The organism is Umezawaea sp., assembly GCF_057122925.1.
This window is the reverse complement of the sequence record NZ_DBNGPQ010000010.1, coordinates 97,171-104,144: the sequence shown is the minus strand read 5'-3', so window position 1 is coordinate 104,144 and position 6,974 is coordinate 97,171. Positions and strand designations below refer to the sequence as shown.

Below are 6,974 nucleotides of genomic sequence, written 5' to 3'. Positions count from 1 at the left end.
GTTGTCCACCAACGGGGTTCCGGTCTCGCCACCGGGGTCGTCCTGCTCCCACAGGTAGGTCACCGGGTCGCCGTCGGGGTCGGAGGCCCTGCCGGTCAACGAGAACGGCGTGCGCGCCGGGATCGTGTGCCGAGCGGGGACGGTCACGACGGGCGCGTGGTTGCGGGTGTCCCGGACGTGGCCCTGGTTGCCCTGCGGGCCACCCCTGACCGTCTCGCCGACGTGCCCGGTCGCCCCCGTGACGTCGATGCCCAGCGCGGCGACGTCGGTCCCCTCCAGTGCTCCCCGGAACGTGACCTGGAAACCGGTGGTGTCGAACGGGGTCGGCCGGTTCACGTTGTCCCCGAAGCCCGCGACCTCGACCCGCGCGCCCTCGGGCAGGATCGACTCGACCGCCGCCCTGATCGCCTCCTGGCCGTAGCCTGCGCGGGTGACGGGGTCCGACCTGCGGCCGTCGTGGGTCAGCGTGAACGAGTCGCCGTCGTCGAAGTCCCGCAGGGACACGTTCTGCACCTCGGTCGCGTCCCACCTGGTCGACGTGGTGAAGGCGGCGACCTCCACGCGGCTGCGGTGCGAGAAGTACGGGTCGCTGTGCCGCTGGAGGTTGTCCTGCTGGCAGATGCCCGCGTACGCCATGATCGACGAGCCGCTGCCCGGCTCGTAGGAGGACTCCGCCCGGCGCTGGCCGGTGCCGCAGCCCCACTGGTCGCCGTTGAACGTGTGCTCCGCGCCGAACTGGTGCCCGATCTCGTGCGCCACGTAGTCCACGGCGAAGTGGTCGCCGGTCGGTGTGGTGATGCCCGTGCACCCCGCGGCCTTGTCGGGCCCGCCCACGCCCGGTACCCCGGCTCCGCCGCCCCGGACGCCCAGCACGACGTGCCCGACGTCGTAGCCGCCCGCGCCGATGAGCTGGCCCAGCACCGTCGCGGCGCGACCGAGGGTCCCGGTCACGCAACCCTCCAGTTCGGACGGTTCGAAGCACGGCGCCGCGCCGCACGGCCCGTTCGGACCGGTCGCCTCCGCGTCGGTGCTGAGGTTCGTCCGGTCGCTGCCGTCGGCCAGCAGCAGCCGGATCGCGTGCTCGTCCTCGTAGACCTGCGCCACCCGGTTCACCAGGGCGGCCTTGGCCGCGATCACGTTCTCCACGCCGAAGTACCGGGCGTACGACGGGTCCGAGATGATCGCCAGCCGGTAGGTGCGCAGCCGCACGACGGGGCTCGGGGCCGCCGTCGCGGGCCGGAACGGCGTCGTCGCGTACTCGACACCGCCTTCCTCCAGCGGCGCGGCGGGCGCGAGGTCGTGGCCGAAGTAGCTGGCGTACAGACCCTGGTCGCGGTGGCTGTAGGGGTCGACGAACCACTGCCCGCGCTGGGAGCGCACGGAGGCGTGGAAGCCCAGCGGGGTCAGGTCCGCGCGGAGCGTCGCCGTCGGGTCGTCCAGGCTCCGGCCCGCGAAGGTCCTGATCTCCGGGTGCCGGGCGGCCAGCCCCGGCTCCATGACCGGGGTGTCGACGAGCGCGAACCGCTCGAACGTGCCCGCGGGCGTCGGCAGCAGGACCTCGCGGGTGTCGGCCCCCGCCAGGGCGGCGGCCATGGCGGGCCGGTCGAGGGTGAACCCCGCGAACCCCTCCGCCCGGACGTCTCCCGGCTGGGCCGAGCGCGACGCGACGACCCCGCTGTCGGCCCTGGTCCACGGGTTGTCCGCCGCGGCGGCCGACCCGTTGGTGATCACCGACGCGCCCGCCGCGACGGCGATCACCACCAGTGCCAGGGCGCGGCGGGTCGTGGGAGGTGCTGCCACGGGGGTCTCCTCTCGAAGGGGGCGAGGTCGACCCACATCCTGCCGATCCATTTCTTGCGCGAGAAGCGTCGAAAGTATCGAGTTGCCGCACCCGCCATGTTCGCGCTAACAGACCTCTGTCGCGGTCGGTCCGGTCGGGTCGAGCGCGGACCTCCACCCGGTTCGGTCCAACCCTCGTGGCACGGCGTCCTCTCGGTGCGCGCGACCCCCTTGTTGCCTCTGTTCAGCGGGTTACGAAAGTACTTTCGGGGTGCGCGGGTCGGTGCCCCGGCCCTCTCGGCGCTTCCTCGGGCACGGTTGTGACGGTCGACGTCGGGCCGCCGTCGCAGTCCGGGCACGTGGGTCCTCCAGGTGACAGCGACGTGACGCCCTTGACGCCGGATGTGACTCAGCTTACCGTCGTGAGCGCTAACATTCGGAAAATATGTCGAAAGTTTCGAGTTCGTCGACCGGTGTTGCTGTTCGCCCCGATCACCTTGGAGACGCGACGTGACCCTCCGCCTGCCCACGCTGCTCGCCGCCGCGGCGCTCGTCCTGACCACCGCCTGCACACCCGGCACGGGTGGTGGCGGGGGAGGCGACGGCACGTCGTTCGAGTTCTGGTCGTTCGCCGCCATCAACCAGAAGCTGTCCGTGGACGCCTACCGGGAGAAGCACCCGGACGTCGAGGTCAAGCTGACCGAGGTGGGCACCTCGACGGAGACCGCGCAGGCGCTCACGACGGCGCTGGCGGGAGGCAAGGTGCCGGACCTCGTGCTCATCCAGGGCGACAACCTGCCGAAGTTCGTGCAGCAGCCCCAGAACTTCGTCGACCTGAGAACGCTCGGCGCGGACGACATCACGGACGACTACCTGGACTGGGTGATGAAGCAGAGCGTCGCCAAGGACGGCGAGGTGCTCGGCATCCCCACCGACGTCGGCGGGATGGCCATCGCCTACCGGACCGACCTGTTCGCCGCGGCCCAGCTCCCGACCGACCCGGCGGCCGTCAGCGCGCTGTGGCCCTCGTGGGAGGCGTTCATCGAGACCGGGAAGCGCTACAAGCAGGCCACCGGCAAGGCCTTCATCGACAACGCGGCCACCAGCGTCTTCTACCAGGCGGTCAACCAGGTGTCGGAGAAGTACTACAGCGAGGGCCGCGACCTGGTCTACGACCGCAACCCCCAGGTGCGGGCGGCGTTCGACCTCGGCGTCGCGGCGGCCACCGCCGGGATCACCGCGGGGCAGACGTCGTTCGAGAGCGCGTGGAGCGCGGGCCTGGCGCAGGGTCAGTACGCGGCCGTGGCCGCGCCGTCGTGGATGCTCAACACGATCCGCAGCACCGCACCCGACACCGCGGGCAAGTGGGCCATCGCGAAGATCCCCGGCGGCGCGGGCAACTGGGGCGGCAGCTACCTGGCCATCCCCAAGCGCGCGAAGAACCCGCAGGCCGCCTGGAACTACATCAAGGAGATGCAGTCGCCCCAGGGGCAGCTCGACCACTTCGTCCGCGTCGGGGCCCTGCCCTCCACCCCGTCGGTCTACCAGGACGAGAAGCTCACCTCGCGGCAGGACCCGTTCTTCTCCGACGCGCGGATCGGCCGGGTCTACACCGACTCGCTGCTGGGGCTGAAGCCGTTCTACATCGGACCGGACAGCGCCACCATCGGCCAGGAGTTCCTCAACTCCATCACCAACGTCGAGCAGAGCGGCGGCAACCCGGCCACCGCGTGGGACGACGCGGTCCGCAACATCAAGACCGCCATCGGCGGGTGACCGGGTGGCCATCACGCTCGTCCCCGCACCGCGGGTCGCGCCGCCGCCCCTGGCCCCCCGAACGGCTCGCGGGCTGGGGGAGCGCCTGGCGCCCTACGCCTACATCGCCCCGTTCTTCGTCCTCTTCGCGGTGTTCGGGCTGTTCCCGTTCGCCTTCACCTTCTACGTGGCCCTGTTCGACTGGAACCCCATCGGCGACCAGGTGTTCATCGGCGTGGACAACTTCACCCGCATGGCCTCCGACCCCCGCTTCTGGAACGCCGCCCGCAACACGGTGAGCATCTGGTTCCTGTCCACCGTCCCGCAACTGCTGATCGCCCTGCTGCTGGCGCACGTGCTCAACCACGCCCGGCTGCGGTTCGCGCTGTTCTTCCGCATGTCGGTGCTGGTGCCCTACGTGACGTCGGTGGCGGCGACGGCGATCGTGTTCGCGCAGCTGTTCGACCGCGACTACGGGTTGCTCAACTGGCTGCTGGGCCTGGTCGGCGTGGCACCGGTCGACTTCGTCCAGTCCACCTGGGGCAGCCACGTCCTGATCGCCACGATGGTGACCTGGCGGTGGTTCGGCTACACCACGCTGCTCTACCTCGCGTCGTTGCAGGCGGTGCCGCGCGCGGTCTACGAGGCGGCGGCCATCGACGGAGCCGGTCCGTGGCAGCGGTTCCGCCACATCACCATCCCGTCCCTGCGGCCGGTGATCATCTTCACCGTCGTCACGTCCACCATCGGCGGACTCCAGATCTTCACCGAGCCGCTCCTGATCGCCGCGGGCGCACCGCTGACGTGCGGCGCGGTCCGGCAGTGCCAGACGCTGACGCTGTTCCTCTACGAGCAGGGCTTCGGGGAGTTCGAGTTCGGCTACGGCTCGGCGGTCGGCGTCGCGCTGTTCGTCGTGGTCGTGGTGATCGCCGCGGTCAACTACCTGCTGTCGGCGCGGATCAGGGCGGACCGGTGACCGCCGCCGCGGCGCGCCGCCGACCCCACGGCCGGGTCCGCTGGTGGACCTACCTGCTGCTGTCCGGGGCCGCCGCCGCGTGCCTGTTCCCGCTGTACTGGATGTTCGTCGTCGCCACCACCGACACCGCGACCGCGACGCGGATGCCGCCCGCGGTCGTGCCCGGCGACAACTTCTTCCACCTGCTGGGCCTGGTGCTGGACACGGTGCCGTTCGTCCAGTCCCTGCTCAACAGCCTGTTCGTGGCCACCGCCATCGGCGCGGGCCAGGCGGTGCTGTGCGCGCTGGCCGGTTTCGCGTTCGCCAAGCTGAGCTTCCCCGGCCGCAACACCCTGTTCCTGGTCGTCGTGCTCACCATGACCGTTCCCACCCAGCTCTCCGTCATCCCGCAGTACATGATCATGTCGTCGCTGGGCTGGGTGGACACGCTGCAGGCCCTGGTCGTGCCCGGACTGGCCAGCGCCTTCGGCATCTTCTGGATGCGCCAGCACATCACCGCCACGATCGACGACGAACTGGTGCAGGCGGCGACGATCGACGGCGCGAACTCGTGGCAGGTGTTCTGGCGCATCGCCTTCCCGATCGTGCGCCCCGCGGCGTTCGTGCTCGGCCTGTTCGGGTTCGTCACGGCGTGGAACGACTTCCTCTGGCCCTTCATCGTGCTCAAGACACCCGAGCGCTACACCGCCCAGATCGCCATCAAGGCCCTCCAGAACAGCTACGACGTCGACCTCGGGCTGGCCATGTCCGGCTCGTTCCTGGCCACCGCCCCGCTGGTCGTGCTGTTCGTCCTCGTGGGACGGCGGATGGTCGCGGGCGTCCTGGAAGGCGCGTTCAAGGGCTGACACACCACCCCCCTGCACCACGACACCCTGGAGCGACGGAACCCGTGCACGAGGAAACGACGGACTGGTACTACGACAACCCGGTCATCCCCGGATTCCACCCCGACCCCAGCGTCTGCCGGGTCGGCGAGGACTACTACCTGGTGTGCTCCAGCTTCGAGTACTTCCCCGGCGTACCGCTCTTCCACAGCCGCGACCTGGTGCACTGGCGGCAGATCGGCAACGTCCTCGACCGGCCTGCCCAGCTCCCGCTGCCGCCCGACGCGTCGGCGTCCGACGGCATCTACGCGCCGACGATCCGCCACCACGACGGCAGGTTCTGGCTGATCACCACGAACGTCTCCGAGGGCGGCAACTTCATCGTCAGCGCGGAGCGGCCCGAGGGCCCGTGGTCGGACCCGGTGTGGATCGACCTGCCCGGCATCGATCCCGACCTCGCGTGGGACGAGGACGGCGACTGCTGGTGCGCCTTCCAGGGCGTGGGCGTGGCCCGGATCGACCCCGAGGCCGGGAAGGTGCTGGAGGGGCCGATCGCCGCCTGGTCCGGGACGGGGTTGCAGTGGCCGGAAGCGCCGCACCTGTACCGGATCGGGGAGTGGTGGTACCTGATGATCGCCGAGGGCGGCACCGAACGCGGCCACACCGTGGCGATGGCGCGCGCCCGGACCCCCCGCGGTCCCTGGGAACCCGCGCCGTCCAACCCGGTCCTGACCCACCGCGGCACCGCCCACCCGGTCCAGAGCACCGGCCACGCCGACCTCGTCATCGGCCCCGACGGCGAGTACTGGATGGTCCTGCTCGCCACCCGTCCGCGCGGCTACAGCCCCGGTTTCCACGTGCTGGGGCGGGAGACGTTCCTCACCCCCGTCGCGTGGGAGGACGGCTGGCCGGTCGTCGGCCCCGTCAACCTCCGCGAACGGGGACCGGGCAGCCCGCGGCCGGTGGAGCGGGCTGCGCGCCGGGACGACTTCGACGCGCCCGCGCTCGACCCGCGGTGGATCTCGCCGCGGTCGCGCCCCGACGACTCCTGGTCGCTGGTCGAACGGCCGGGGTGGCTGGCCCTGCACGCCACCGGGTCCACACTGGACCGACCGGGCTGCACCCTCCTCGGCCGCCGCCAGGAGCACCAGGAGAGCCGGACCGCGGCGCTGCTGGACCCCGGTTCCGGTCGGGCGGGCCTGTCGATCCGCGTGGACGAGGGCCACCACTACGACCTGGAGGTCGCCGACGGGCAGGTCGACGTGATCGCCCGGATCGGCCCGCTGCGCCACCGGGTGGCGACCCGTCCCGTGCCGCCCGGCCCGGTGACGCTGGTGATCACCACCGGCCCGGCGGGGGAGCGGCCACCGGTCGACGGGCAGCCGACGGGCCTCCACGTCGCCGCCCCCGACCTCATCGCCTTCCACGTCGGCGAGGACCTGCTCGCCGAACTCGACGGCCGGTACCTGTCCACGGAGGTCGCCACGGGCTTCACCGGCCGGGTCATCGGCCTGTACGCCACCGAGGGCACCGCGTGGGCCGACTGGTTCGAACACGGTCCGCTCGACGCCCCGTAGCGGTCCCCACCCCCCTGTACCTCGGAGCACCCGGCTCCGGGGGTCTCCACCCCGTTCACCCAC

General features: G+C 71.3%; 5 protein-coding genes. 4 read left to right on the top strand and 1 reads right to left on the bottom strand.

All coding sequences use genetic code 11. The features are described from left to right. The coding region (locus tag AC156L_RS01700) for a reprolysin-like metallopeptidase (RefSeq protein WP_484406517.1) at positions 1 to 1,800 on the bottom strand (1,800 nt) is incomplete at its 3' end. Between the two features lie 489 nt (positions 1,801 to 2,289). Here AC156L_RS01700 and AC156L_RS01695 point away from each other — a divergent pair. From AC156L_RS01695 to AC156L_RS01680, 4 genes are read left to right on the top strand one after another with little or no spacing between them, the layout of a single operon-like run. Next, entirely contained in the window at positions 2,290 to 3,555 is a 1,266-nt protein-coding gene (locus AC156L_RS01695) for an ABC transporter substrate-binding protein (RefSeq protein WP_330875325.1), read from the top strand. Between the two features lie 4 nt (positions 3,556 to 3,559). Further along, on the top strand, positions 3,560 to 4,510 hold the full coding sequence (locus AC156L_RS01690) for a carbohydrate ABC transporter permease (protein WP_330875326.1): 951 nt from the start codon (positions 3,560 to 3,562) through the stop codon (positions 4,508 to 4,510). After that, the gene (locus AC156L_RS01685) at positions 4,507 to 5,355 is read left to right on the top strand and encodes a carbohydrate ABC transporter permease (RefSeq protein ID WP_330875327.1); all 849 of its coding nucleotides are present in this window, start codon (positions 4,507 to 4,509) and stop codon (positions 5,353 to 5,355) included. The genes AC156L_RS01690 and AC156L_RS01685 overlap by 4 nt, the downstream gene beginning before the upstream one ends. Before the next feature lie 44 nt (positions 5,356 to 5,399). Continuing rightward, positions 5,400 to 6,911 carry a glycoside hydrolase family 43 protein gene (locus tag AC156L_RS01680; RefSeq protein WP_330875328.1) on the top strand — a complete coding sequence of 504 codons (1,512 nt, stop codon included), beginning with the start codon at positions 5,400 to 5,402 and terminating at the stop codon, positions 6,909 to 6,911. Positions 6,912 to 6,974: the final 63 nt, after the last annotated feature.